Genomic DNA, 25,756 nt, shown 5'->3' on the forward strand with positions numbered 1-25,756 from the left:
ACATATTGTAGCAAGTTAAACACGACATCTATATGTCATGTTTATTATATCAGTTTTGATATACATGTAAATAAAAAGCAACCGATGAAATGATTTTCTTCCACCGATTGCTATTTCTATGATATTTCGATATTGCTTTATATTATCATCTGGAAATGTTTCAAGGCTTCCTCTATGGCTTGCTCCTTCTCTTCCGGACATCCGGGCTGTCTGCTATCTTCAGACTTAGGTTTGTTATAATTCTCCCGTTCAATAATCCCATGCTTTCGTTTCACCTGCGCGATATTCAGATGTGTCACATGGAACCTGTACTTCTCCTGCACCCATTCCTGGATTTCCTGGTATGTCGCCTTACTCTCCGCCGCCGTCAGATCCATTTCATCCATATCGACCTCCACACTGATGTGATTCTTGACTTCAGAGAGTTTGGACAATAGACATACCGTCTCGACGTGAACCCCCTGGGGGAACATGTCAACTGGCTGAACTTTCCGTGTCTGATATCCTTTCTGAGCAAATATTGCCAGATCCCTGGCGAGTGTCGCACTGTTGCAGCTGATGTAGACAACGCGCTTCGGTGCCATGGCTGCGATGGTGTCGATCACACCACCCTCCAGCCCCTTGCGGGGTGGGTCCACAACAATGACATCTGCGTAGATCTGATGTTCCTGGTACTCGCGCGGAAGCACTTCCTCCGCTTTTCCCGTCAGGAACTGTACGTTATCGATATGATTCAGCTTCGCATTCTCTCTGGCATTGTCGATGGCATCCGGAACGACTTCTACCCCGTACACCTGCTTTGCATATGGCGCCAGAAACAGAGATATGGTTCCCGTCCCGCAGTACAAGTCCCATACGATTTCTTCTCCCGTCAGCTCTGCGTATGACCGAGCTGTTTCATACAACGTCCGGGTCTGGTAGGGATTGACCTGATAAAAGGACAGCGGAGATATCCGGTACCGGATCGCACCGATTTTGTCCTCGATTGAATCATGTCCCCAGAGCGTCCGGTTCTTCCGTCCGAGGATGACATTCGTCCGCTCCTTATTGGTGTTCAGGATAATCCCGGTGATAATGCGTCCCGCTCCGTATGGATCCGACACCGAATCCACTTCTCCTATGGGATTCTCTGATGACAAATGAGCGCCACCCAGTCGATTTCCCGCCAGGCGGCTTTCTCTTGAACAACTTCCCGCACGGCATAAATCCGTACCTGTGCATTCTGTCTTCGGCAGGGCACCGCAGATCTTCTTCACGAGTTCCGTCTCGTGCGGCAGGCGATCTGCATTGGCGACGATGACGACCATGATCTGTCCGGTCGAAAACCCGCACCGGATCATGATGTTCCGGACCAGGCCTTTCCCGGTTTCTTCCTGATACGCCGGGATGTGAAAGGTCTCCATCCAGCCAAGGACAGCATCCAGAATCGGCTGATTCTCCTCAATCCCGATCACGCACTGTGCTCCGCTGACGATGGTGTGTGTTCTCCCGGCATAGAATCCAGCGACCAGTTTGCCGTTCTTATCCCGTCCGACCGGATATTCAGACTTGTTGCGGTAGTGAAAGGGCGCACTTGAGCCGATAATTGGGTAAAACAGGGCCCACTGCTTCTGCCCGGATTCGTGGTCTTGCGCTGACGGACGCACCTGCTCCGATTCCGGGCCTTGCTCTGATATCTGCTCCTGTCCCGATTCCGGACCTTGCTCTGCTGTCTGCTCCTGCCCCGCCTTCCGGCATGCGATTCCGCCGATCCGCCGGATATTGCCGAGGACCTTATTCTCCTTGAAATGAAGCTGCGCAAGGTAGGACATCTCCTGGATCTGGCAGCCGCCGCAGGATCGCGCGACAGGGCAACAGGGCGTGACACGGTCTGGGGAGGGAGTCAGAATCTCTGCGACGCGTCCGAAGGCATATGTTTTTTTGACCTTTGTGATGGATGCGCGGACACTGTCGCCGATCACTGTGTCCTTGACGAAGACTGCAACCCCTTCATCCGTGTGGCCGATTCCGAGTCCCTCGTCCGACATGTCCTCGATCCGGAGTGTCACAATTTCATTTTTTCTCAGCATACATATGCTCCTCTTGACTGCCTGCCGGCCGCTGCCTGTCAGTACCCCCTCTTCCGTCCTCTGTCCAGTCTGCCCGGAAGGAGCATGACGTTGCTGTTTCCATACTGCGCCTTCAGCTTTTGCAGCAGGCTTCTGGTGATATACATCCGTGCGGTGAAACGCAGATTCCTGACGCTCTTCTGCTCCTTCGCATAGACAGCAATCCTGGAAAGTGCCACCGGTACGTCTCGGGACTGCGGGTCATTTGTTTTCTGCCCTTCGATCAGCAGGCTGTTCAGCTCGTCCGCACGCCCCGCGTAGGCTGCCTCGTCCGGGAACTGGAACCACAGCTCGTACGGAACATCCTCAAACCGCCAGATTTTTTCTGCCAGAAGCTTGCTGGGCTTGTCATCCTCCACCGAAACCCTGCCCTCGATGAACAGTTTTTCATCCGCATTCAGAAGCTCGGAATATTGCTCGTAAAGCTTCGGAAAGACCAGCACCTCGACGCTTCCGACCAGATCCTCCAGGGTGATGAAGGCCATGGTCTGACCCTTTTTGGTATACTTGATGGTTTTCTCCTGCAGAATGCCACCGATCACCTGGTCTGAGGAATCCTGCAGCCGGTCTGCCTGACCGGTCTCGTCATTGATCGCAAAGTCATGGGATTTCGCGGTGATATTCTTCTCCCACACGCTGATATCCGACTCCAGCGGATGGCCGCTGACATAGATGCCAAGAACCTCCTTCTCCATCTTCAGGCGCTGATCCCTGCTGAACTCCCCGACATCCGGCATCGGAATCTGCCCTGCGCCGGCATCCTCCTCTCCGTCCTCAGGTTTCAAAAAATCGAACAGGGACAGCTGACCACTCACCTGGTTCTTCCGTTCTCTCGCCGCCGCATCAAAGATCTGCGCGTAGGTCATCATCATCTGCTTCCGGGTCGCCCCGAAGCAGTCGAAGGCCCCGGCCTTGATGAAGTTCTCGGCGGCACGCTTATTCACCTGATCCCCGACCCGCTCCGCAAATGAGCGAAGCGAGGCGTACGGTCCGCCTTTCTGCCGTTCCTTCAGGATGGCGTCGATCAACGGGCGGCCGATCGACTTGATGGCATCCAGCGCATAGCGGATTGCGCCGCCGGACACAGAGAAGGATGCCTCTCCCTCGTTGATGTCCGGAGGAAGAATCTGGATCTTCATCGAGCGGCAGACCATGATGTATTCTGCCACCTTGCCCGGATTGTCGATGACCGATGTCATCAGTGCCGCCATGAACTCCACCGGGTAGTAATACTTCAGCCAGGCCGTCTGGTAAGCCACGTAGGCATAGGCCGCCGCATGAGACTTGTTGAAGGCATACTTTGCGAAATCGGTCATATCGTCGTAGATCTTGTTCGCGGTTTTCTCATCGATTCCCTTCGATATGCAGCCCGGAACATGCTCGGCTTCATTTCCATAGACGAAATTCTGGCGTTCCTGCGCCATGACGACAGCTTTCTTCTTGCTCATCGCGCGCCGGACCAGATCCGCTCGTCCCAGCGTGTAGCCGCCGAGGCTCCGCACGATCTGCATGACCTGCTCCTGATAGACAATGCAGCCATAGGTCGGCTCCAGGATCGGTTCAAGGAGCGGGGTATCGTAGGTGATGAGCTCCGGATGCTGCTTGCCCCGGATGTACTGGGGGATGAAATCCATCGGTCCCGGCCGGTACAGCGAAATTCCTGCAATCAGATCCTCAATGCTGCCGGGCCTCAGCTCTTTCATGAAGCTCTTCATCCCGGCCGACTCGAGCTGGAAGATGCCCTCGCACTTCCCTGTTCCGATGTAGGCGTAGACCTGCGGATCGGTGTAATCGATCTGGTCGATATCGATCGGGCGGCCCTCCTTCTTCGAAGCCATCGCGACCGCGTCCTGGATCACCGTCAGCGTGCGAAGCCCCAGGAAATCCATTTTCAGAAGACCAAGTTCCTCGATTGTCGTCATCGTGAACTGCGTGACGATTCCGCCGTCCTGAGAGCGCGCGACCGGCACAAAATCGTCCACACGCCGCTGGCAGATGACGACACCCGCCGCATGGACGGAGGTATGGCGCGGCAGTCCCTCGAGCCTCCTCGACATATCAATGAGACGGTGGATGGTCTCGTCCGTCTCGTACATCGTCTTCAGCTCCTGGCTCTCCTCCAGCGCCTTGTCGATCGTGATGCCGAGCTCCTGGGGAATCATCTTGGAGATCGAATCGCAGAGCGAGTAGGGCAGGTCCATGACCCGCCCTACATCCCGGATGACGCCCCTCGCCGCGAGGGTTCCGAACGTGACAATCTGCGCCACATCGTCCCGTCCGTACTTTTGCGTGACATAGTCGATGACTTCCTGACGGCGCTCATAGCCGAAGTCGACATCAATATCGGGCATCGAAACGCGCTCCGGGTTCAGGAAGCGCTCAAACAGCAGGTTGAAGCGGATCGGGTCCAGCTTTGTGATGCCGAGCGTGTAGGAAACGAGCGATCCGGCGGCAGAGCCGCGGCCCGGCCCGACTGCGATGCCGACCGAGCGGGCATAGCGGCAGTAATCCCAGACGATCAGGAAATAATCGACGTAGCCCATCCGCTCGATGACGCCAAGTTCATACTGCAGCCGCTCCTGGAGCTTCTCCGTGACCGGGTGGTAACGTTCCTCAAGCCCCTTCTGGCAGAGCTCCTCAAGGTACTGCTTCGAGGTTTTCCCATCCGGGACGTCAAACTTCGGCAGCTTGGTGTGGCCGAACTCGATCTCCACGCTGCAGCGCTGCGCTATCCTCTCTGTATTCTCAATCGCCTCCGGCGCGTAGGGAAACAGAGCCGCCATTTCCTCGGGGGACTTGACATAATACTGCCCGCCCGGATAGCGCATGCGGTCTTCATCGGAGACCTTCTTTCCCGTCTGGATGCAGAGCAGCACATCGTGCGCCTCCGCATCCTCCGCGCGCGTGTAGTGACAGTCATTTGTCGCAATGAGCCCGATCCCGGTCTCCTTCGACAGACGCAAAAGGCCTGCGTTCACCTGCTTCTGTTCCTCGAGACCGTGGTCCTGCAGTTCCAGGTAAAAGTGATCTTTTCCGAAGATGTCCTGGTACTCCAGCGCCGCAGCCTTCGCCTCCTCATACAGACCGTTAGACAGATCACGCGCTACCTCTCCTGCAAGGCAGGCAGAGGACGCGATGATGCCTTCGTGGTAGGTTCTCAGGATCTCCTTGTCGACGCGGGGCTTGTAGTAATATCCGTCAAGAAAGCCCGTGGACACAATCTTCGTCAGGTTTTCATACCCCTGATTGTTCTCCGCGAGCAGGATGAGATGATAGTAGCGGGCATCCGACTGCCCGGGCTCTCTGTCAAACCTGGAGCCGGGCGCCACATAGACCTCGCATCCCAGAATCGGGCGGATGCCCTGGGCCTTGCATTCCTTATAAAAATCGATCACGCCGTACATGACGCCGTGATCGGTGATGGCAGCCGCATCCATCCCGAGTTCCTTCACCCGGGTGACATAGGCCTTTATTTTATTCGAGCCATCCAGAAGACTGTACTCCGTATGGCAGTGAAGATGTGCAAACTTCAACCGTGTCCCCCTTCGGTCCTTTATCTTTCATATTGGTTACTGCATGGCAATGTTGATGCCGATAAAGACGATCGGGATCACAAGGCTGATCAGAAGTTCCGGCGAGAATGTTCTTCCGTCCTTTCCTCTCAGGCGGTCTCTTCCGTGCAGCGCATCGCGAAACTTCTGCTCATTGCCCCGGACCTTTGCCAGATGACGGATGACCATGACGGCGAGAATCACACAGGCTCCGGCAATCACAGCCAGAACAACGAGATACACGATAGACGATACGTCCGCCCTGGCCTGGTTAACTTCCCCGACCAGATTCTCCGGCAGATTGCCCACTGCAATGTACATCAGGATGACATTCAGGCCATTCACGATGCCATGAGAGATCATCGATGAAAAAACGGAACCTGTTGCCTCATCAAGCATCGTCCAGAAGATGCCGATCACAAACGCGTACAGAAACTGGTTCAGATTCAGGTGCGCCAGGCCGAACATCAGTCCGGTCAGCAGCGCAGTCTTCCAGAGTCCGCAGGGGCGGAAATACTGGAACAGCACGCCTCTGAAGATGAATTCCTCCACAACAGGAGGCAGAACGGCGAAGTACAGCAGGCTGACCCAGAGCGGAAGCGAGGTGGACGCGCCGAGCATGGCAGCTGCCGCATTGGGCACCAGGAACTGTGTCAGCAGATTCAAAAGTGCCATCACCGGAAGAAGCAGCAGTGACAGCAGCATGGTCCACAGGATGGTCGGCATTCCGATCACGCGAAGCTTCATGCCCCGCAGCGGTTCAAAGCGGTCCATGAACAGGATGACCAGAACCGGTACCAGAAAGATGGCCTCCGAGATTGCGATATCCCCTGTCATTCCGAAATCCGGAAGAGGCAGCTTTGTTATCAGACTGCCAAGCAGGGCAATCGCGACAACGACGATCATCATAATCAGATAAAGCTTGCCGCCCTGTTTTGATCTATTCTGTGTCATATGTAAACCTCCGATCCCTGAGCTTGTCTCATTCTAGCACGAAGCCGCGGGAAAAAGAAGAGCCGGATCGCTCTGATCCGACTCCCTCCCAGATCTGTACTTCTTCTGCCAGGTCATACGGAGCGCTGAGGGTCGCACCTGCAGACAGGCTCCCTCCGGTCTCCTTCATCCCGCCAGATACATGCACACGGTCACGCTGCCGCTTTCTCAGCCGTTCACCATGAAATTGAAGAGCTTCTGCACATCCTCCGGATCGTATGCGACAATCTCCATCTCCGGGATCTCCGGCACGCCGTCCTTGAAGATACCGGACAGGGAAATATACTGGCTCAGCTTGGACTTGAGATTCAGTCTGTCGCCCTCGCCCGTGACCAGCTCGACCTTTCCCTTGCAGGAATCGACAACCTCAAACAGTTTCCTGACATCCTTGACATTCTGAAGCTTCATAATTGTTTTTCTCCTTTCGCGATTGACTCTGCACCTCAGCAGACGTTTTATCTGTACAGTAATATAATTCCGCCCTGAAATCAAGACGGTATCTGAAAACAGTCAGGGCAGCTGCCCTTTCCGGTATGATCAGACCCTATAGATCCGCTTTCCCCGGATCTCGGCCCTGCCCTCCTTCATCAGGTGACCGACCGCCCGCTTGAAGGCATTCTTGGACAGCCCCATTTCCCGCCGGATGATTTCGGGGGATACGTTATCGTCAAATGGAAGCACCCCTTCATATTCATCGATGACCTTCAGGACCGTCTCCGCATCCTCATCAAGCTGCTGGTAGGCTTTCTTCCGCACCGAAAGATTCAGCTTGCCGTCCGGCAGCACTCTTGTGACGCGGGCGGTGATGACGTCTCCAATCCGGAAATGTCCCGCGGCTTCCTGCGCCGGGATCAGCGCCGAATACCGGTCGTCCACCGCGACAAAGACGCCGAAGTTCCCGCTCGTCTGATAGATGCGCCCCGTCACCTCGCTGTCTGCCTGGTACGGTGAATCCGTGCGGAGGTAGGGGTAGACGTTCATCGTGGCACAGAGGCGGGAGCTCTTATCGATATACAGCGATACGAGTACCTCCTCGTCTGCCTTCACCTTCTTTGTCTGCTCATGGTACGGAAGCAGCAGATCCTTCTCCAGCCCCCAGTCCAGGAAAGCGCCGATCTTTGTCACTTCCTTCACTCGCAGAAGCTTCGTCTCGTGCAGGGTAATCTTCGGCTCCCGCATCGTGGCGACCAGCCGGTCTGACGAGTCCCGGTACAGGAAGACGTTAAGCTCGTCTCCAATCTCTGTGTCCTCCGGAACCTCCTTCACCGGAAGAAGGACCGTCTCGTTCCCCTCCCCCAGGTATACTCCGAAGCTCTTTCTGTGGTCAATTTTCAGTGTCTGGCGTTCTCCCAGCTTTAACATCGGTTATTCCGTCCTCTCCCGGAAATACTTGTATTTCCGCATATGTATATTCGCAGCCGCATGGCTGCCCCGCATCATCCTGCAAGTCTTCGATTGTTTCTCATGTCAGTCCGTCCGCAGCCGCAGGTTTGCGTAAGGCTCCCCGCTCAAGGCCCGGAGCGATATGGCATACCCGTCCTCTGTTCTCCGGACAACAGGCGTGATGGTGTCTCCCAGATAAGCCTGCTTCTTATACTCTACCAGAAGCTCTGCCGGCTTGATTGCGCGCGGCAGACACTCCATCGCCATCGCAACGTACTGGGCATTGTTCACATGATGGTTTGTGTCCAGGTTCTGCCGCCCTACGTTGAAGCTTTCCATGACTTCACCGCCCTCCATATCAGGGAGCTTTCGCGGGGCATACTTCATATCCGCCCTCGGGTGAATCCCGAAGGCATTCACGATGTTCTCCGGTACCCGGACCGGCTTCTGCGCCTTCGTATCGTACAAGAACCAGACGCTATTCGCGGTGACCAGGGTGTTTCCGTCTTTGTCCAGGAGCAGGCTGTTCCTCATCCCGAAGATACTCTGGAACTTCCAGCCCCAGGTCTTCACCAGGATCTCCTCGCTCAGCGCCGGCAGCCTTCCGATCTCGATCTGCCAGGAAGAGAGGAGCCACGCCAGATGCTGCTTTGCAAGATATCTCCACCCGATGCCGAGCCGGTCTCCGTGAAGCTCGGCGGCATCCTGAAAGTAATCGACAAGTGCCGGGAGGGACAGTCTCCCGCTCTCGTCTGTTTCGCTGTAGCGCACAATCGATGGCAGTGTCTGGATCATTCGGACTGGAGTGCTTTCATGGAAAGCTCTTCAAGAAGATCTGCCTTGATCTTGTAGAGCTTGTCTGACAAGTCGACGTACATCTCATGCGGATTCACGAAACGCTTTGTCTCATCCCAGAGCGAATCCTTCTCCCTCGTGCAGATGTCGCGGATCTCAAGGACGGAAGGCGACTCATAGACACACTCTCCGTTTTTGAAGATCGGGACAAGCAGCGGGCGGAGATCATAGGTTCCGGCCTTGATCTTTGTCTTCTTCCAGGTTTCCTTCGGATCGAAAATAATCAGATCCTGCTCCGGGTCAAAGACCTCGTCATCCATACTGATCAGATCCGCGCGGATCTTGTGATACTGCCTGTCGTAGATTCGCCAGACCTGCTTGTTGCCGGGGTTCGTGATCTTGTCGGTGTTCTCGGACAGCTTGATCTTCGGGATCAGGCTTCCATCCGGTCCCTCGATCGCCGCCAGCTTGTAGACACCGCCGAAGGCCGGGGTGTTCTTCGATGTGATCAGGTTTGTCCCGACGCCCCAGGAATCGATGCAGGCCCCCTGCGACTTCAGGGACTGGATCACGTACTCATCCAGATCGGACGAAGCGGCAATGGAAGCATCCGCAAAGCCGGCGTCGTCAAGCATCTTCCTTGCCTTCTTGGTCAGGTACGCCAGGTCGCCGGAGTCCAGCCGGATGCCGTACTTCTTCGGCTTCCAGCCCTTTGCCTTCATCTCGGTAAACACCCGGATGGCGTTCGGCACACCGGAGCGCAGCGTGTCGTAGGTGTCAACCAGCAGCACACAGTTGTCCGGGTAGTACTCGGCGTACTTTTTGAAGGCCGTGTACTCGTCCGGGAAACTCATGATCCAGCTGTGGGCATGTGTCCCGAGCACCGGGACATCGAAGAGCTGTCCGGTCAGGACATTGGACGTGCCGATGCAGCCGCCGATCACAGCCGCCCTTGCACCATACGTGCCGGCATCCGGCCCCTGTGCACGCCTCAGGCCGAATTCCATGATGCCGTCCCCCTTCGCCGCGTAGCAGACGCGAGCGGCCTTGGTGGCAATCAGGCACTGGTGGTTGATGATGTTCAGAATCGCGGTCTCCATGAGCTGTGCTTCCATGATCGGCGCGACCACCTTAACCAGCGGCTCCCGCGGGAAGATCACCGTTCCTTCCGGGATGGCATAGATATCGCCTGAAAAATGAAAATCCGCCAGGTACTGCAGGAAGTCCTCGTCAAACGTGTTCAGGCTTCTGAGATAGTCGATGTCCTCTTTGGAGAAGGTCAGCCGCTTGACGTAGTCAATGACCTGATCCAGGCCTGCGCAGATGGCGTAGCCTCCATCATCCGGATTTCTGCGGTAAAATGCATCAAATACGACCTTCTGGTGCATGCCGCATTTGAAGTAGCCCTGCATCATCGTCAGCTCATAGAAGTCTGTGAGCAGTGTCAGTTTCATGGTACTCATGTCATCTGTCCTCTTTTTCCCACCACTGGATTATTGCATATATGCGTATCTCAAGGCGCTGATGCTTCCCAACCGACTGTCTGATAGGCTGGCGCCTTGCGCAGTCACGATGTGATTATACCATCCCGGGAGGCATTTGAAACGCAAACTTTCCATTCAGCCTCTCTGGCCGAGCGGCACATAGTCTACATTGTCATGAACCGCGATGTAAGCCGGGCGGATGATCTTCCCGCGTCTCGCCAGCTCCTCCAGCCTGTGCGCACTCCAGCCGACGGAACGCGCGATGGCGAAGATCGGTGTGTAGAGCTCCCTCGGCAGGTCGAGCATGTCATAGACGAAGCCGGAGAAGAAGTCCACATTTGCGGAAACCCCCTTGTACATCCGGGATTTCGACGCGATGATCCGGGGCGCTGTCTCCTCGATCAGATGGTAGAGCGCCATCTCCTCTGCGCGTCCCTTCTCCTCCGAAAGCTGCTTCGCGAACCGCTCCAGAATGACAGCTCTCGGATCTGAGATGGAGTAGACCGCATGTCCGATCCCGTAGATCAGCCCGGAGTGGTCAAAGGCATCCTTGTTCAGAATCTTTGTCAGATACGCTGCCACCTCATCCTTGTCCGTCCAGTCCTTCACATTCTCCTTAATGTCAGCCATCATCTGCATGACCTTGAGGTTCGCGCCTCCGTGGCGGGGTCCCTTCAGGGAACCAAGCGCCGCCGCAAAGACGGAATAGCTGTCCGTCCCGGAGGATGTCACAACCCTGTCCGTGAAGGTGGAGTTGTTGCCGCCGCCATGTTCCATGTGCAGAACAAGGCAGATGTCCAGAAGCCGCGCCTCCAGATCGGTGTATTTGCCGTCCTTTCGCAGCATCTGCAGAATGTTCTCTGCAAATGAAAGCTCCGGCTTTGGCTGTCTGATGACGAGGCTCTTCCCCAGATAGTAATGCTGGTAAGTCCGGTAGCCGTAGATGGCAAACATCGGCATCATGGCGATGACCTGCAGACACTGCCGCAGGACATTCGGCAGAGAAATGTCGTCCGCCGATGCATCGTAGGAGTAGAGGGTCAGGATGCTTCTTGCGAGGACATTCATCATGTCACTGGACGGGGCGGTCATGATAATGTCGCGCACAAAATTCTGCGGGAACAGAGACTGGTTTCTGGCCAGAATGTCATGGAACCGCCCAAGCTGGTTTTGATCCGGCAGCTCGCCAAAGAGAAGCAGGTACGCCACCTCCTCATATCCGTACCGGCCTTCGGACGCAAATCCCCGGACAAGATCCTCGATGTTCCTTCCTCTATAATAGAGATGTCCCGCGTCCGGAACTTCCTTCCCGTCCACGATCTTTTTTGCCTGCACACGGGATACCTCTGTCAGGCCGGCGACGACCCCCTTTCCGTTGAGATCCCGGAGCCCGGGCTTGACATCATACTTCGTATAGAGAGCCGGGTCGATCTGATCCGTCCGCTCACACAGTCTTGCCAGCTCCATCATCTCCGGCGTGATTTCTGTGTAAGCTTCTTCATATGTCTTGTCATTTCCCATTGGATATACCTCCTCTGTCTCATTCTGACGTTCTGGAAAAAAGCTTATCAGAAAATTCGTTTCTCCACAACTGTGGAGAAACGAATTTTCTGTGAATCCGTCCGCCCGCCTTGCACTTCCGAAAAAACATATTCTTTAAAAATGATGCTTGCATTTCCCTCTGTCTTTGCGTATAATGACATTCGTCGCTGAGACATAGATACATAGGGCTATCGCCAAACGGTAAGGCAACGGACTCTGACTCCGTCATTTCCAGGTTCGAATCCTGGTAGCCCTGTTTTTTGAAAGCTTCCGGATGATCATCCGGAGGCTTTTTCAGTTTTTCATGAGTTGTTCATGACACCTGAGAGCATCCTTGCGACGATGTTCGAGATATGCGCGATCTGCTTCGGATCTGCCGTCATTCCCGGCTGCCCGTCCGCTTCTGTCTCAGCTATGGCCTGCGGCCGTTCGCCCCCGGCCAGGCTTGCGTCCCCGGCCGCCTCCGATGTCCTATCCACGCCCGGCTGGCCTGTCTCGCCCTGCTGCGCTCTGTCCACGCCCGACTGACCTGTCTCGCCCTGCTGCGTTCTATCCACGCCCGGCTGACCTTCCGTCTCTGTTTTCCCGGTCGTCTGCCCAACGCCGGTCCATCCGGGGATGTACTGCGTCAGCGCTGCCGCAGGAAAGCCTGCCTCCGCAAATGAATGCTCGGACAGCTTCTGGTCTTTGATGCAGTCCCACGGGGCGGGCGCTGCCGACTCCCCGCTCTCAGTCTCGGCCTCACTGTCCGCAACGATCCGGTCTGCAGCACTGCCGGCCTGCGTCCCCTCTGCGGCCGTTTTCCCCGCCTGACTTCCGTCTTCCGCAGCGCTTTCTGCCCTGACGCCTCCGTCTGCTGCCGCTGTCCCATTTTCAGCCTGAATGCCGTCCGGGACTGTAGCAGTTGCTTCTTCCCTGATGCTGAATGCGGCCTGCCGAACCCTCACCGTGACATCATTATCCTGCCCGTCCGAATTTGCCAGGACACAGAAGGTCTCCGGCACATAGCCGACCCGCTCCACATCGAGCACGCCCCTGATCCTCGCCTTCATCTCATCCGATAGCGTATTCACAAAATGCTTCGATCCGTACAGTCCGTCCTCCTCGCCGGACAGAAAGACAAAGCAGATGTCTGTGTCCGTCTTTATATTCTGAAGGACACGGGCTGTCTCCAGAAGCGCACAGGCACCGGTCCGGTCCGCTGTAAACGGATCCCCCTTTTCTTTCTTCCGCTTGGTGTCATAATGCGTGACAACCAGAAAGATGCCGTCTGTCCGGTTTGTCTCCGAGTCCGCTCCGCGCTCTGCGATGATGTTAAGCCCCTGCTCGTCATTTCCGGTCTCATCGACAAAGCCCTCATGGAAGGGCTGTGTCTCAACCGTATAGCCATATTCCTTCATCTTCCCTGCGATGTAGTCTGCCGCGCGGAGCTCATCGTCCGACCCGGTCATGCTGTCATAGGCAGACAGCGCCTGCAGCAGCTGACGGACGCTCTCCGGATCCGCCATCCCCGGAATCTCAGGCTCCAGCGCAGCTGTCTCGGGCTGGGTGCTCTCCCCGCCCGTGCCGCTTCCGGTTTCGCCCTCCGCAATTCTGCGCAGCGCATCCTGATCCCCGCTGTCCATCGCCTTCTGAAGCTCATCCATTGAAACGCCGGAATCATTCTGGACAGCATGACCCGAATCCTCAATCAGGGCACTTCCCGGGGAAGCTCCGCCGTCCTGTCCAATCTGCTCATCAGATGAATCCACCAGCTCCTGGTTCACCTGGGAAGATGAGATCTCGCCAGCCCAGAGACAGACTCCCGGCAGGAGCGATGCCCCTCCTGTTCCGGTAAGCACGACTGCCAGCGCCGCAGCCGCCACGCGGTGCACTTTCCGGTTTTTTCTGTTTCTATATGGATTCATTTTGATACACTTTCTGCATTTTTTCGCTGTTTATCAAAATTGTCAGTCATAATTATTATATTGATTCACTCTCCGAAAATCAAATTGGGACATCTGGCTCACCGGCCTGCCGATCAGCAATTTTCCATGCGGCAACTTCTGCAGGAAGCTGTGCATGTCGCCGCATTTTATTCGGAAATATCAACAATTTTCGTAAATAATAGATGTTATCTCAAAATTTGAGGTATGATTGTTTGACTCCTGAAATAGCTGGTGGTACACTCTTCCCTGATACAGGCACACAAAGCATGCAGGCCTCCGTCCAATTGCCGGCCGCTGCTGCCTGCACCGCTGATGCAGGCGCGCAGGCTATAAAAACGTGTGCATGGAATGCCGTGTCAGAAGGTTCTGATTCAGGAAAGTGAGGGGTTTTCAAATGGTTGCAAAAAAAGACATCGACTGGGGTTCTCTAGGCTTCGGTTACATCAAAACCGACAAGAGATTCGTTTCCAATTATAAGAACGGCGCGTGGGACGAGGGTGTTCTCACGGATGATGCCAATGTCGTCATGAGTGAATGCGCCGGCGTCCTTCAGTATTCACAGTCCTGCTTTGAAGGATTGAAGGCATACACGACGGAGGATGGAAAGATTGTCTGCTTCCGTCCTGATCAGAATGCTCTCCGTATGAAGAGCTCCTGCGAGCGTCTCGAGATGCCGGTCTTCCCGGTTGAAAGATGGGTGAAGGCGGTCGTCGATACGGTTCGCGCAGATGAAGCCTGGGTTCCGCCATATGGCAGCGGCGCAACACTCTATATCCGTCCCTATATGTTCGGATCCAACCCGGTCATCGGTGTCAAGCCGGCGGACGAGTACCAGTTCCGCATCTTCACCACGCCGGTCGGTCCGTACTTCAAGGGCGGCGCGAAGCCGATTGTCATCCGGATCTCCGACTTTGACCGTGCGGCGCCTCATGGAACCGGCCATGTCAAGGCAGGTCTGAACTATGCGATGAGCCTTCATGCCATCATGGATGCCCACAGAAACGGGTTCAACGAGAATCTCTATCTTGACCCGGCGACCCGCACGAAGATCGAGGAGACCGGCGGTGCCAATGTCCTGTTTGTCACGCCTGACAAGACGCTGGTGGTCCCGAAGTCCCCAAGCATCCTTCCTTCCATCACCAGAAGAAGCATCGTCTACATCGCTCAGAACATTCTCGGCATGAAAGTCGAGGAGCGCGAGGTGCTGTTTGACGAAGTGAAGAAGGGTTCCTTCGCAGAATGCGGACTCTGCGGTACCGCTGCCGTCATTTCTCCGGTCGGAAAGATCTACGACCACGGCACCGAGTATGCATTCCCGTCCGGCATGGAGGAGATGGGCCCTGTTCTGAAGAAGCTGTATGATACACTGACCGGTATCCAGATGGGACGCCTCGAGGCTCCGGATGGCTGGATTCAGGTCATTGACGGCTGAAATCCGATCTGACTTTGTAAGGTGTAAAACAGCCCCGAGGACCAGATGGTCCCCGGGGCTGTATGTTTAGCGTCTCATGTATGTTTTATCTGGAAGTCTGCTTTTTCTCTTTTCCGACAAACTCCTCATAGATTGCCTGGATCGTCGTCTCAAAGTCCTCATCCCGGACGCCGACGATGATATTGAGCTCACTTGACCCCTGATCGATCATCTTAATGTTTACACCGGCGCCTGCAAGTGCATTGAACAGCCGCCCGGCGGTTCCGGTTGAATTGACCATTCCACGCCCGACGATCGCCACAAGAGCCAGATCCGACTCCAGATAAATCCGATCCGGGTTCACCGCGCGGTGAAGTCCTGCCAGCACGTCCTGCTCCTTGTCCGCAAACTCACTCTGATGAACGATGACGGAGAAGGTGTCGATCCCCGAAGGCGTGTGTTCAAATGAAATTCCATTTTCCTCAAAGACCTGCAGGACCTTGCGCCCGAAACCGATCTCGGCGTTCATCATCGCCTTGTCAATGTTGACGCTGCAAAAGCCTTTCCTGCCGGCAACGCCTGTGATGACATGCGCCGGGCTCTTGACCGTCGACTCGACAATCAGCGTGCCCTCGTCCTTCGGCCGATTTGTATTCCGGATGTTGATCGGAATTCCCTCTGCCCGCACCGGGAAGATCGCATCCTCATGCAGCACGGAGGCGCCCATGTAGGAAAGCTCTCTCAGCTCCCTGTAGGTGATCGTCTGGATGGTCTCCGGATTCTCCACGATGTGCGGATCCGCGACCAGGCAGCCTGAGACATCCGTCCAGTTCTCATAGACATTCGCATGAACCGCACGGGAGACAATGGAACCCGTGATATCGGAGCCGCCTCTCGAGAAGGTCTTGATGCTGCCATCCGGCATCGCGCCGTAGAAGCCCGGAATGACAGCATACTCGACGTTCTTCAGGCGTTCTCTGCAGACCTCATTCGTCCGTTCCTCGTCAAAGTTCCCATGTGCGTCGAACAGGATCACTTCGGCTGCATCGATAAAACGGAAGCCGAGATAGGCGGCAAGCAGCTTGCCGTTCAGATACTCCCCGCGGGAAGCCGCATAGTCGCGTCCTGCCTGCCGTTTGAAATAATCTCCGATCAGCGCAAATTCCGCGTCGAGATCCACCTTCTTGACGCGCAGACCGTCAGCAATCTCCTGGTATCTGCCCCTGATCTCATCCAGTCTTCCGTCGATATCCTCTCCGGCAGCCGCTGCATCATAGCACTTGTAGAGCAGATCTGTGACCTTCGTATCATCCGAGAAACGTCTGCCCGGTGCAGAAGGAATGATGTACCTCCTGAACCTGTCAGCCTTCACGATCTCCCCGACCTTCGCCATCTGCCCGGAACTTGCGAGCGAACTTCCGCCGAACTTTGCAACCTTCAGCATAAACTTTGTCCCCTGTTTTCTACTGCCCCTGTAAGCGTGTATTTTAATCTGATCGTGTCTGCAGCCGGCGGCCGGCAGCCTTACCCTATTACATCCGCCATGCTGTAGAAGCCGGCCGGCTTTCCTGCCAGGTACTTCGCCGCCGCCAGAGCGCCCTTCCCGAATATGCTCCTCGAGTAAGCTGTGTGGTTGAATTCGATCACCTCGTCCTGTCCGGCGAAGATCACCTTGTGGATTCCAGGAATGGTTCCGCCCCGGACGGAGGAGATGCCGATCTCCTTCGGATCTCTCTTCTCGCGACGCTCCGACCGGTCATAGGTGTATGTGTAGACATCATCCAGTCCGTCGTTGATGCTGTCCGCCAGCGCCAGCGCGGTCCCGGACGGTGCGTCCTTCTTCTGATTGTGGTGAGCCTCAACAATCTCGATATCGAAGCCAGCCGGTGCCAGCGTCTTTGCGGCTTCCTTCACAATCTTCAGAAGAAGATTGATGCCGACAGACATGTTGGCGGAGCGAAGAACGGCCGTCTTTTTGCTGTCCTCCTTCAGTCTTTCGATCTGTTCATCGGAAAGCCCTGTCGTGCACACCACAGCCGGCGTCTTTGTCTTCACCGCATAGTCCATCATCCCGTCAAATGCCTTCGGTGAACTGAAATCGATGATTGCGTCGGCATGCTCCTGAAGGTTATCCTCAAGCTCCGTGAAGCTTTTATAAACCGGGAAGCTGCCACTGCCCTTTCCGGCAATATCAACACCGGCTGCAATCTCCACATCCGCATCCGCCGCTGCAAGGTCTGCAATCACATGTCCCATGCGGCCATCCGCGCCGCTCAGTATCACCCTCACCATTTCTCTTCCACCACTCGTCTTTCTCTATCTGCTGAATGCCATACGCCTGCACGGCTTTCAGTCATTTCAGCCGGTATGCCGTATCGTCTGCCCCGCTTCTTACAGAATCCCGTACGCCTGCATGGACTTCTTCAGGCGCTCCACATTCTTCTCTTCCATCTCACACATCGGAGAACGGAGCGGTCCGACCTTTTTGCCCATCAGATTCAGCGCCGTCTTGACCGGAATCGGATTCACCTCGCAGAACAGCGAATCAATCAGATCCACTGCCTCGAGCTGAAGCTTCGCCGCCTTTTTCACGTCTCCGTCAAACCAGCTCTGGCAGATTGCGTGTGCCTTCGCCGGAGCAACATTCGACAGAACGGAGATGACACCCAGTCCTCCCAGCGACAGAATCGGAACGATCTGGTCATCATTCCCGGAATAGATATCCAGATCATCTCCTGCCAGCGACTTTGTCTTCGCGATCTGGCTCAGATTCCCAGATGCAGCCTTCAAAGCGCGGACGTTCTTTGTGTTCTTTGCAAGGTAGGCCGCCGTCTCCGGCTGAATGTTGCAGCCTGTCCGGCTCGGCACGTTGTACATGATGATCGGCGTGTGCACAGCCTCCGAGATGGCCGTGTAGTATCCGATCAGTCCCTTCTGAGTCGCCTTATTATAGTAGGGCGTCACGCAGAGAAGCCCGTCAACCCCGTACTCTTCCGCCTTCTTTGACATCGCGATGGCATCGCGGGTGCAGTTGGACCCTGTGCCCGCAATGACCGGCACCCTGTGCCCGACATATTCCACACATTCTTTAATCGTTGCCAGGTGCTCTTCCACCGTCAGGCAGGCAGACTCCCCGGTCGTTCCGCAGATCACGATCGCATCGGTTCCGCCGGCAATCTGTTCATCAAGCAGCTCATTCAGCTTGTCATAGTTGACAGTCTCATCGTCATTCATCGGTGTGACGATTGCCACTCCGGCGCCCTTGAATATCGCCATTGTAAACCTCCTTCCAACAAGAAAGAAGAGCAGACGCCACCGCGCTGCTCACAGGCCATTTACAAAATATTAACATTCCGCCCCTGCACTGTCAACAGAACGAAAATTTTCGTAGTTGTACTGTTTCATACCTGGGGCAGTGCGGAACAATCATCGATTTAACCGAAACACCGCATGAAGCGCATAAAGCATGAAATGGAAGAGAGGGGCCAGCCTTTCCTGGTTAGCTCCAGTCCGGGCTGTCCCCTCTATTTCTGAGATATTCCTTCTCACTTGATTGCTGAACGCCTTCCGCAGAAAACGTCGTCAGCGGCTTGCAACGTTTGAGCGGACCAGCGCTCTCTTGAGCTTGGCCTCCGCCAGCGCGATCTCCTTGTCACTGAGCTTATTCTTCTCTGCGAGACGCTTTTCCGCCGCCTCCTTCGCCTTCTGGGCGCGGGCATAATCAATCTGATCCTTCCACTCCCAGGTGGTTGCGATCACGCGGACCTTCCCGTCCATGACATTCAGCATACCGCCCATGCAGGCGGCGGTTCTGACCGAGCCGTCCTCCATGGTGACCTTCGCCTCGCCCATTCCGAGCGCTGTGCAGTAGTTGGTATGTCTTGCCATGACGCAGACATCCCCGGCAATCGTTCTGACGATGATACGGACCGCCTGTCCGTCAAACTCTGAGCCATCCGGCGTGACAATCTGCAGATGAAATGGAGTTGCCATGAGCGCCTCCTTCCTTACTGATTCTTTGCCTTGGCGAACGCATCATCGATCGTTCCGCAGAACAGGAACGCAGACTCCGGAAGCTCATCGCACTCGCCGTCCAGAATCATCTTGAATCCTCTGATGGTCTCCTTCAGCGGTACATAGGCGCCCGGGATACCGGTAAACTGCTCTGCCACATGGAAGGACTGGGACAGGAAACGCTGGATCTTGCGGGCGCGGCTGACCGTCAGCTTATCCTCGTCGGACAGCTCGTCCATACCCATGATCGCGATGATATCCTGCAGCTCTCTGTATCTCTGGAGAACCTCCTGCACCCCGCGTGCAACCTCATAATGATCCTTCCCGACAATCTCAGGACTCAGGATGCGGCTTGTGGAATCCAGCGGATCCACTGCCGGATAGATACCCTGAGAAGCGATCTCACGGGAGAGGACGGTCGTTGCGTCCAGATGCGTGAAGGTTGTCGCCGGTGCCGGGTCGGTCAGGTCATCGGCAGGGACATAGACTGCCTGCACCGATGTGATGGAGCCATCCTTCGTCGATGTGATGCGCTCCTGAAGCTCGCCCATCTCGGTTGCCAGCGTCGGCTGGTACCCGACGGCGGAAGGCATACGTCCCAGAAGAGCGGACACCTCGGAGCCTGCCTGCGTGAAACGGAAGATGTTATCGATGAAGAGCAGGACATCCTGCTTCTTCACGTCACGGAAATACTCCGCGACCGTCAGTCCCGAAAGACCAACTCTCATACGGGCTCCCGGCGGCTGGTCCATCTGCCCGAAGATCAGAGCTGTCTTGTTGATAACGCCTGACGCGCTCATCTCTCCATAGAGGTCGTTTCCCTCACGGGTACGCTCGCCGACACCCGTGAACACGGAATAGCCGCCGTGCTCAGTCGCGATGTTGTGGATCAGCTCCTGGATCAGGACGGTCTTGCCGACGCCTGCGCCGCCGAACAGACCGATCTTACCGCCCTTCAGATACGGGCAGATCAGGTCAACGACCTTGATTCCGGTCTCCAGAATCTCGCTGGAGGTCTTCTGATCCTCATAGGACGGCGCCGGACGATGAATCGGCCAGTAGTCATCGGCCTTGACCGGCTCCTTGTTGTCGATCGGTTCGCCGAGCAGGTTCAGGACTCTTCCCAGATCCCCCTCGCCGACCGGCATGCGGATCGGAGCGCCGGTGTCCTTCGCCGGCGTTCCCCTTGTCAGCCCGTCTGTTGACCCCATAGCAATGCAGCGCGCGACATCGTCCCCGATATCCTGCGCAACCTCCACCACGAGTTTTTTGCCATTGTTATCGATCTCAATGGCGTTCATCAGATCAGGCAACTGTCCGTCTTGAAATTTAATGTCCAGTACAGGGCCCATGATCTGAACCACAGTACCGATATTTTCTGCAGCCAATGCGCTTTCTCCTTTTTTGAACTATAAACGGTGACTGAAGCTTCCGTCTCCGGATCAGCCCTCCGAGCCGGCAGCTCCTGACACAATCTCCGTGATCTCCTGCGTGATTGCAGCCTGGCGTGCACGATTGTAGTGAAGACTGAGCGTATCGAGCATGTCGGACGCATTGTTGGTCGCATTTTCCATCGCCATGCGGCGCGCGCCCTGCTCAGAGGCGGAACTCTCGCACATGACACTGTAGATCATGCCCGCGATGTACTCCGGAATGATTGCGTTGAATGTCTCTGCGCTGCCCGGCTCATACAGGATCACCTCACGGTGTCCTTCCACCGGCTTCGGCGTAAAGGGCAGAAGTTGAGTCGTCACTGGAATCTGCGACATCACCGACTTGAAGACGGTGCCAGCCACGTGAATTTCATCATAGTCGCCATTCACATAGCCCTTACAGACAATCCTGGCCATCTCAAAGCAGTCGCTGACGGAGATCTCCCCGACCAACGGAAATGCATCTGTGACCACTTCCCTGCCGCGCTTTGTGAAATACTCGAGCGCCTTCTTGCCGACCGGGAGAAAACAGCAGCTTTCCCCTTTCGTCTCGGCCTCAATCATCCGGAACATGTTGCTGTTATAGCCGCCGGCAAGCCCCCGGTCTCCCGCGAAGACGATGTAGAGCTTCTTTTTGATCTCCCGCTTCTGCATGTACATCGAGGTAAAATCGGAGTTGGAATTCGCAATGTCGCTGAGCGTGGCGCTGAGCGTCTCGTGATACGGGCGGCTTTCTGTCACGCGCTGCTGTGCCCGGCGGAGTCTGGAGGAAGCAACCAGTTTCATGGCTCTGGTTATCTGCATGGTGCTCTGCACACTCTTGATGCGCAGCTTGATATCCTTCATCGAAGCCATGATTTACACCTCCTTCCTTCCGTCAGCCTCTGAAGCGGCCTGCATATTTTGTCAGCGTATTCTTCAGGCTGTCCTCGACCGTCTGATCCCAGGCGCCCGTCGACGCGATCTTCTCCATCAGCGTCTTCGCCTCTGAATCGGAATCCAGGAACACGAACAGTCCTTCTTCATAAGCCTGAACCTTGTCAACAGCAACATCCTTCAGGTAGTCGTTGCTGACCGCGTACAGGATAGCAATCTGCTTCTCGACCGGCACCGGCGTCCCTTTGTTCTGCTTGAGAACCTCGACAATCCGTGCTCCTTTGTCCAGTCTGGCTTTGGTATCCTCATCAAGGTCCGATCCAAACTGTGCAAAGGAAGCCAGCTCTCTGTACTGGGAATAGATCAGTTTCAGAGTCCCGGCGACCTTCTTCATCGCCTTGATCTGTGCGTTGCCGCCGACACGGCTGACCGAGATACCCGGGTTGACAGCCGGACGGATCCCTTCATGGAAGAGCTCTGTCTCAAGGAAGATCTGTCCATCCGTGATGGATATGACGTTGGTCGGAATGTACGCGGACACGTCGCCTGCCTGTGTCTCGATGATCGGCAGTGCGGTCAGAGAGCCGCCGCCTTTCTCGTCTGAGAGCTTCGCCGCTCTCTCGAGCAGACGGGAGTGCAGGTAAAAGACATCGCCCGGGTACGCCTCACGTCCCGGCGGTCTGCGGATCAGAAGCGACATCTCACGGTAAGCAACCGCGTGCTTGGACAGATCGTCATAGACGATCAGTGCATCCTTGCCCTGATTCATGAAATACTCGCCGATCGTACAGCCTGCATACGGGGCGATGTACTGAAGCGGTGCCGCCTCCGACGCGGTTGCCGCGACGACAATCGTGTACTCCATCGCACCGGCTGCCTGGAGCTGTGCGACCAGGTTCGCGACGGTTGAATTCTTCTGGCCGATCGCCACGTAGATGCAGATCACGTTCTTGCCCTTCTGGTTGATGATCGTGTCTGTCGCGATGACGGTCTTACCGGTCTGTCTGTCTCCGATGATCAGCTCACGCTGCCCTCTCCCGATCGGAATCATGGAGTCGATTGCCTTGATACCGGTCTGAAGCGGCTGCTTGACCGGCTGTCTCTCGATGATGCCGGGCGCCGTGTGTTCAATCGGGTCGTAGCGCACAGCCTTGATGTCTCCCTTGCCGTCGATCGGCTGTCCGAGCGCATTGACCACACGTCCGAGCATCGCCTCCCCGACCGGGACTGACACGACACGGCCGGTACGCTTGACCGTGTCTCCCTCCTTAATTCCAATATCAGATCCAAGGAGGACAACGGAGATGCTGTTTTCTTCCAGATTCAGCGCCATGCCGTAGGTGCCGTTCGAGAACTCGACGAGCTCCCCGGCCATGCACTTCTCCATCCCGCTGACACGGGCGATGTCATCACCAACCATGATGACCGTTCCGGTCTCGGCCTGCTCGATGGCAGCGGAATAATGCTTGATCTGGCTTTTTATGATCTGACTGATTTCTTCAGGTTTTAATGCCATCTCATTTCCTCTTTTATACGGTAGTGTTTCTGATGATGCTGCGAAGCGTCTTCAGTCTCTCTGCGGCTGTTCCATCATATCGCTTTCCTTCGAAGTCCAGACGGACTCCGCCGATCAGCGCTGGATTGACCAAACATATCATCTCGACCTTTTTCCCGCTCATCTTCTCAAGCTTGTCGAGAAGGGCAGCCTTCTGCGCTTCCGTCAGCTCCCGCGCGCTTGTCACGATCGCTTCCGATATGCCATGGTCCCCGTTATACCGCCTGCGGTATTCCTTATAGCAGCCCCTCAGCTCAGAGATGTATCCCTCCTCACAGAGAAGCTTCAGGAAATTCAGCAGATACGGCCAGAGAGAAGAGCCGAACGCCTCATCGATAAGCTGTGTCCGTTCCTTCTTTGTAATGCTGGGCTCTGCAAGAAGACGCTCGTACTGCGGATTTTCCTTCATCAGATCCAGCACTTCGCGAAGCTGTGCGAGAACCTCGTCCACCATCCCCTCTTCAAGGGCCAGTTCATAGAGACTCCCGCCATATCTTCTGGCAGTCTCGGTCATCATGCTGATTCGTCTCCTACATTCTGAATAAACTCATCGACAAGATCCGCCTGGTCCTGCTCGTTGATCTCACGTCCGATGACTTTGGACGCAATATCCACCGCCATGGAGCCAATCTCATCCTTCGCGTCATTGATCGCCCGCTTCTGCTGGGCGGCAATGTCAAGCTGAGCCTGCGCCTTCAGCGCTGCGGCTTCCTCCTGCGCGTCGGAGACGATCCGCTCACTCTTCTGGGATGCGGCCGCGGAAGCTTCCTTCACGATCCTGTCCGCTTCCTCATTGGCCTTCGAGAGATTGGCCTCGTACTCCTTCTTCATGCTCAGCGCCTCCTGCTTTGCGGCCTCCGCTTCCTTGAGCGGCTGGTCCACAAGCCCCTGGCGCTTGCGGAGGATCTTCATGACAGGCTTGTAGAGAAACTTCTTGAAAAGCAGGATCTGAATGCCGAGGTTGATCAGCTGTATGATGATGGTCTGCCAGTCCAGTGAAACCAGTAATTCATAACCTGTTTTCATGGCCATAACCTCTTTCCATTGCTTTCAGTGTCAGACAAATGCTGCGCTTCTCTCATCAAAGTTTTCCGAGGAACAGGCTCGGCGCAACGAAGATCAGAAGCAGACCGGTGACGAAGCCATAGATACCGGTTGTCTCTGCGAGCGCGACACCGAGGATCAGGGTGGAGCGGATATCGCTGGCCGCTTCCGGCTGGCGTGCGATCGACTCGACAGCGGACGCAGCCGCGTTGCCTTCACCGATACCAGGACCGATACCTGCGATCAGCGCGAGTCCTGCGCCGATTCCGCATCCTGCAAGTGCAATACCTTTTGCCAATACTGTGAAATCCATAATGTTTCCTCCTTGGGGAAATGTTTGTATTGAGGCAGTCTGAAACCGCCTGAAACTGTACCTCAGCCCTCATCCGCCTGTTTAATGAAGATACAGGTCAGAATACAGAAGATAAAGGGCTGGATGAGTCCGCTGAACCAGTCAAAGTACAGGGACGTGATGGCCGGGAGACCGATCTCAAAGATCGGGATGTGCTGGCCAAGCCAGCCGCCGATACCGGGGATCAGTCCCAGGACCGCTCTGCTCGCGAGTCCCAGCGAGCTGTAGATCAGTGTGCCGATGACCATGCCCGACAGGATGTTGCCGAAATGACGGCAGGCCATCGAGACCGGGGTTGCCAGCTCACTGATGACATTGATCGGCGCCATCAGGAAGATCGGGGACAGGTAACTCTTCAGGTATCCGCCCAGGCCGCTCGCCTTGATCTTGTGCTTCGTAATCAGCACAAATGCGATTGCTCCCCAGCCGATCTCTGTTGCAAGATCTGCCGTCGGACTCCAGACCCCGCCCACCAGGCTGATCAGATTGCTGAAGATGGCAGTTCCGAACAAGGCGCCGATGAACGGTGCATAGTGTTCGACTGAGCTTCCCAGGTTGCTGCTGACAAAATCGTTCAGCGCTTCCACGATCCACTCTGCGACTGCCTGTCTCTTGGATATTCCGGTCACTTTCAGGTTCCGACCGAGAATCCAGCACAGAAGGGACATGACGATGAGGACGACCCACCCCATAATCATGGTCATCGTGATGTGGATGTCACCGACCGGCGTATTCTCCAGAATCGTAACATACCACGAACCGTGAAGATTGATATTCATATTATCAGGTTTCACCTCCTTTGCCGCCGGACTTTGGCTGCGTCAGATTCAGCTTTCCGGTTATTTGAAGTCCATAAATGGCCAGTTTTGGAAAAAGCAGGGGAATAAGGCCGCAGACCGTATTGATATATGGAACAAATACGGCAACTGCCACCCATGCCGCCTGCGCAAGGAGTCGTTTGTTGTAACCAGCCTGAACACCCTTCTTTACCGCCTTCCCGCCGGACGCCGCCTCATCAAGCGACCTCTGCAGAGAAGCTGCCATCCACCAGAACACCGCGACGGCCACTGCCGTGCCGAGGACGGAGCCAAGGATGACACCGATGATGGATACGGGGTCTGCCTTCAAATGAAAAAAACCGGCTGCGTATATCACAATGCCAGCCGCCATCTCGACTGCGCACAGAATACTACACCCGATCCCTACACCTTTCAACAGCCCCTTGATATCACTGTCAAATCTCACAGATTCCACTCCCCTCTGATGCTGCATCCGCCTTGGCGGCTG

Annotated in this window: 22 protein-coding genes and 1 tRNA gene; 2 read left to right on the forward strand and 21 right to left on the reverse strand. The window is 55.6% G+C overall.

Translation table 11 applies throughout. The features are described from left to right. Positions 1–137 precede the first annotated feature (137 nt). The 8 genes from rlmD to FYJ35_RS07720 all read right to left on the reverse strand — a co-directional run bounded on the left by rlmD (position 138) and on the right by FYJ35_RS07720 (position 11,835). Positions 138–2,069, reverse strand: coding sequence for a 23S rRNA (uracil(1939)-C(5))-methyltransferase RlmD (rlmD, locus tag FYJ35_RS07685; RefSeq protein ID WP_154525230.1), 1,932 nt, complete (start codon positions 2,067–2,069; stop codon positions 138–140). A gap of 38 nt (positions 2,070–2,107) precedes the next feature. After that, on the reverse strand, positions 2,108–5,641 hold the full coding sequence (locus tag FYJ35_RS07690; protein ID WP_154525232.1) for a DNA polymerase III subunit alpha: 3,534 nt from the start codon (positions 5,639–5,641) through the stop codon (positions 2,108–2,110). A gap of 36 nt (positions 5,642–5,677) precedes the next feature. After that, entirely contained in the window at positions 5,678–6,613 is a 936-nt protein-coding gene (locus FYJ35_RS07695) for a CPBP family intramembrane glutamic endopeptidase (RefSeq protein WP_154525234.1), read from the reverse strand. 207 nt (positions 6,614–6,820) lie between these two features. Continuing rightward, the gene (locus FYJ35_RS07700) at positions 6,821–7,060 is read right to left on the reverse strand and encodes a polya polymerase (RefSeq protein WP_154525236.1); all 240 of its coding nucleotides are present in this window, start codon (positions 7,058–7,060) and stop codon (positions 6,821–6,823) included. 129 nt (positions 7,061–7,189) lie between these two features. Next, positions 7,190–8,014: a CvfB family protein gene (locus FYJ35_RS07705; RefSeq protein ID WP_154525238.1), complete on the reverse strand. Its 825-nt coding sequence runs from the start codon at positions 8,012–8,014 to the stop codon at positions 7,190–7,192. A gap of 105 nt (positions 8,015–8,119) precedes the next feature. Further along, on the reverse strand, positions 8,120–8,830 hold the full coding sequence (locus FYJ35_RS07710) for an acyl-[acyl-carrier-protein] thioesterase (RefSeq protein ID WP_154525240.1): 711 nt from the start codon (positions 8,828–8,830) through the stop codon (positions 8,120–8,122). Beyond that, positions 8,827–10,293, reverse strand: coding sequence for a nicotinate phosphoribosyltransferase (locus FYJ35_RS07715; RefSeq protein WP_154525242.1), 1,467 nt, complete (start codon positions 10,291–10,293; stop codon positions 8,827–8,829). The genes FYJ35_RS07710 and FYJ35_RS07715 overlap by 4 nt, the downstream gene beginning before the upstream one ends. A 156-nt stretch (positions 10,294–10,449) precedes the next feature. Continuing rightward, the gene (locus FYJ35_RS07720) at positions 10,450–11,835 is read right to left on the reverse strand and encodes a citrate/2-methylcitrate synthase (RefSeq protein WP_154525244.1); all 1,386 of its coding nucleotides are present in this window, start codon (positions 11,833–11,835) and stop codon (positions 10,450–10,452) included. 205 nt (positions 11,836–12,040) lie between these two features. Between FYJ35_RS07720 and FYJ35_RS07725 the strand changes: the two genes are divergently transcribed. Then, a tRNA-Gln gene (locus tag FYJ35_RS07725) sits at positions 12,041–12,112 on the forward strand. 46 nt (positions 12,113–12,158) lie between these two features. On the opposite strand, the gene FYJ35_RS07730 is transcribed toward FYJ35_RS07725, so the two are convergent. Beyond that, complete coding sequence (locus FYJ35_RS07730; protein ID WP_154525246.1) at positions 12,159–13,763, reverse strand: M28 family peptidase; 1,605 nt, start codon at positions 13,761–13,763, stop codon at positions 12,159–12,161. A gap of 415 nt (positions 13,764–14,178) precedes the next feature. Here FYJ35_RS07730 and FYJ35_RS07735 point away from each other — a divergent pair, with 415 nt between their 5' ends. Beyond that, the gene (locus FYJ35_RS07735) at positions 14,179–15,216 is read left to right on the forward strand and encodes a branched-chain amino acid aminotransferase (protein ID WP_154525248.1); all 1,038 of its coding nucleotides are present in this window, start codon (positions 14,179–14,181) and stop codon (positions 15,214–15,216) included. 85 nt (positions 15,217–15,301) lie between these two features. Here FYJ35_RS07735 and FYJ35_RS07740 read toward each other — a convergent pair whose 3' ends face one another. The 12 genes from FYJ35_RS07740 to FYJ35_RS07795 all read right to left on the reverse strand — a co-directional run bounded on the left by FYJ35_RS07740 (position 15,302) and on the right by FYJ35_RS07795 (position 25,714). Beyond that, positions 15,302–16,639 carry an aspartate kinase gene (locus FYJ35_RS07740; protein ID WP_154525250.1) on the reverse strand — a complete coding sequence of 446 codons (1,338 nt, stop codon included), beginning with the start codon at positions 16,637–16,639 and terminating at the stop codon, positions 15,302–15,304. Positions 16,640–16,719: 80 nt separating this feature from the next. Continuing rightward, the gene (gene dapB, locus FYJ35_RS07745; RefSeq protein ID WP_154525252.1) at positions 16,720–17,487 is read right to left on the reverse strand and encodes a 4-hydroxy-tetrahydrodipicolinate reductase; all 768 of its coding nucleotides are present in this window, start codon (positions 17,485–17,487) and stop codon (positions 16,720–16,722) included. Positions 17,488–17,586: 99 nt separating this feature from the next. After that, on the reverse strand, positions 17,587–18,471 hold the full coding sequence (gene dapA / locus FYJ35_RS07750) for a 4-hydroxy-tetrahydrodipicolinate synthase (RefSeq protein WP_154525254.1): 885 nt from the start codon (positions 18,469–18,471) through the stop codon (positions 17,587–17,589). 306 nt (positions 18,472–18,777) lie between these two features. Next, entirely contained in the window at positions 18,778–19,188 is a 411-nt protein-coding gene (gene atpC, locus FYJ35_RS07755; protein ID WP_154525256.1) for an ATP synthase F1 subunit epsilon, read from the reverse strand. 14 nt (positions 19,189–19,202) lie between these two features. Next, complete coding sequence (gene atpD, locus FYJ35_RS07760) at positions 19,203–20,597, reverse strand: F0F1 ATP synthase subunit beta (protein ID WP_154525258.1); 1,395 nt, start codon at positions 20,595–20,597, stop codon at positions 19,203–19,205. A 54-nt stretch (positions 20,598–20,651) separates the two neighbouring features. Further along, positions 20,652–21,497: an ATP synthase F1 subunit gamma gene (gene atpG, locus FYJ35_RS07765; protein ID WP_154525260.1), complete on the reverse strand. Its 846-nt coding sequence runs from the start codon at positions 21,495–21,497 to the stop codon at positions 20,652–20,654. Between the two features lie 22 nt (positions 21,498–21,519). Beyond that, positions 21,520–23,034, reverse strand: coding sequence for a F0F1 ATP synthase subunit alpha (gene atpA, locus FYJ35_RS07770; protein ID WP_154525262.1), 1,515 nt, complete (start codon positions 23,032–23,034; stop codon positions 21,520–21,522). Between the two features lie 13 nt (positions 23,035–23,047). Then, a complete protein-coding gene (atpH, locus tag FYJ35_RS07775) occupies positions 23,048–23,590 on the reverse strand; it encodes an ATP synthase F1 subunit delta (protein WP_321049876.1) in 543 nt (180 codons plus the stop codon). Then, a complete protein-coding gene (gene atpF / locus FYJ35_RS07780) occupies positions 23,587–24,099 on the reverse strand; it encodes a F0F1 ATP synthase subunit B (RefSeq protein ID WP_205839766.1) in 513 nt (170 codons plus the stop codon). Before atpF ends, atpH begins: the two co-directional genes overlap by 4 nt. Before the next feature lie 55 nt (positions 24,100–24,154). Next, positions 24,155–24,433, reverse strand: a complete 279-nt coding sequence (gene atpE, locus FYJ35_RS07785; protein WP_277067026.1) for an ATP synthase F0 subunit C — start codon at positions 24,431–24,433, stop codon at positions 24,155–24,157. 59 nt (positions 24,434–24,492) lie between these two features. After that, entirely contained in the window at positions 24,493–25,248 is a 756-nt protein-coding gene (locus FYJ35_RS07790; protein WP_154525268.1) for a F0F1 ATP synthase subunit A, read from the reverse strand. A 4-nt stretch (positions 25,249–25,252) separates the two neighbouring features. Then, positions 25,253–25,714 (reverse strand): hypothetical protein, encoded by a 462-nt coding sequence (locus FYJ35_RS07795; RefSeq protein ID WP_154525270.1) that lies wholly within the window; start codon positions 25,712–25,714, stop codon positions 25,253–25,255. Between the last annotated feature and the right edge of the window lie 42 nt (positions 25,715–25,756).

It is taken from the genome of Porcincola intestinalis (assembly GCF_009696445.1).
Taxonomy (GTDB): domain Bacteria; phylum Bacillota; class Clostridia; order Lachnospirales; family Lachnospiraceae; genus Porcincola; species Porcincola intestinalis.